The following is a 1355-nucleotide window of genomic DNA, read 5'->3' on the forward strand; positions in this document are numbered from 1 at the left end:
CGCGGCGAAGACCGCGTAGATCACGTAGGTCACGGAGAGGTTCCAGTCGGCCAGCGACGGGAAGCTCGCGGTGATGGCCCAGTTGGCGATCCACTGCGCGGCGGCGGCCACACCCAGGGCGGCGGCACGGATCCTGTTCGGGAACATCTCGCCGAGCATGACCCAGACGACCACACCCCAGGACAGGGCGAAGAAGAGGACGAACACATGCGCTGCGACCAGGGCCACCCAGCCCTGGGTGCTCGGGAGCCTGCCGTCGACGAGGTGGGAGGAGAACGCCCAGGCCTCCAGGGCGAGGCCGACCACCATGCCGACCGAACCGATGATCGCGAGCGGCTTGCGGCCGACGCGGTCCACGAAGATCATCGCGATCACGGTGCCGACGATGTTGATGATCGACGTCGTGAACGAGTAGAAGAAGGAGTCCGCCGGGTCGACGCCGACCGACTGCCACAGCGTCGAGGAGTAGTAGAACGCGACGTTGATGCCGACGAACTGCTGGAAGACGGACAGACCGATGCCGATCCAGACGATCGGCTTGAAGAAGAAGCCACCGCCCAGCAGGTCCTTGAAGGCAGACTTGTGCTCGCTCTTCATGGCGTGCTCGATCTCGGCGACACGGGCGTCCAGGTCGGCGTCCTTGCCCTCGACCTCGGCGAGGATCTCCCGGGCGCGCTCACGCCTGCCGACGGAGAGCAGGAAGCGCGGGGACTCGGGGATGGCGAAGGAGAGCAGACCGTACAGGACGGCCGGGACGACCATGACGCCGAGCATGACCTGCCAGGCCTCCAGGCCCATCAGCTTGCCGCGCTGGTCGCCGCCCGCGGCGTTCAGCAGACCCCAGTTGACCAGCTGCGAGATGGCGATGCCGACGACGATCGCCGCCTGCTGGAAGGAGCCGAGCCGGCCGCGGTAGGCCGGCGGAGCGACCTCGGCGATGTAGGCGGGGCCGATCACGGAGGCCATGCCGATCGCGAAGCCGCCGACGATGCGCCACAGGGCGAGGTCCCACAGCGCGAAGGGCAGCGCGGAACCGACGGCGCTGATGGTGAAGAGGACGGCGGCGATCTGCATGCACCGGATGCGGCCGATGCGGTCGGCTATGCGGCCGGCGGTGGCGGCACCGATGGCGCAGCCGATCAGGGCGACGGCGATGACCTGGGCCAGCGCGGCGGACCCGATGTCGTACCGGGTCCGGATGGCCTCGACGGCGCCGTTGATCACGGAACTGTCGTAGCCGAAGAGGAAGCCGCCCATCGCGGCCGCCGCCGCGATGAAGATGACGTGCCCGAGATGATCGGGTTGAGCCGTCCCGGCTCCTGGCTGAGGTGCCTGCGCTGTGCTGGTCACGTGTG

At 68.5% G+C, this 1355-nt stretch carries 1 protein-coding gene; it reads right to left on the reverse strand.

All coding sequences use genetic code 11. From position 1 onward, the window contains the following. Positions 1-1350: sugar porter family MFS transporter (locus ADL25_RS10670; RefSeq protein ID WP_059127435.1), on the reverse strand; the 1350-nt coding region annotated here is incomplete at its 3' end. Positions 1351-1355: the final 5 nt, after the last annotated feature.

The organism is Streptomyces sp. NRRL F-5122 (assembly GCF_001507435.1).
Taxonomy (GTDB): domain Bacteria; phylum Actinomycetota; class Actinomycetes; order Streptomycetales; family Streptomycetaceae; genus Streptomyces; species Streptomyces lannensis.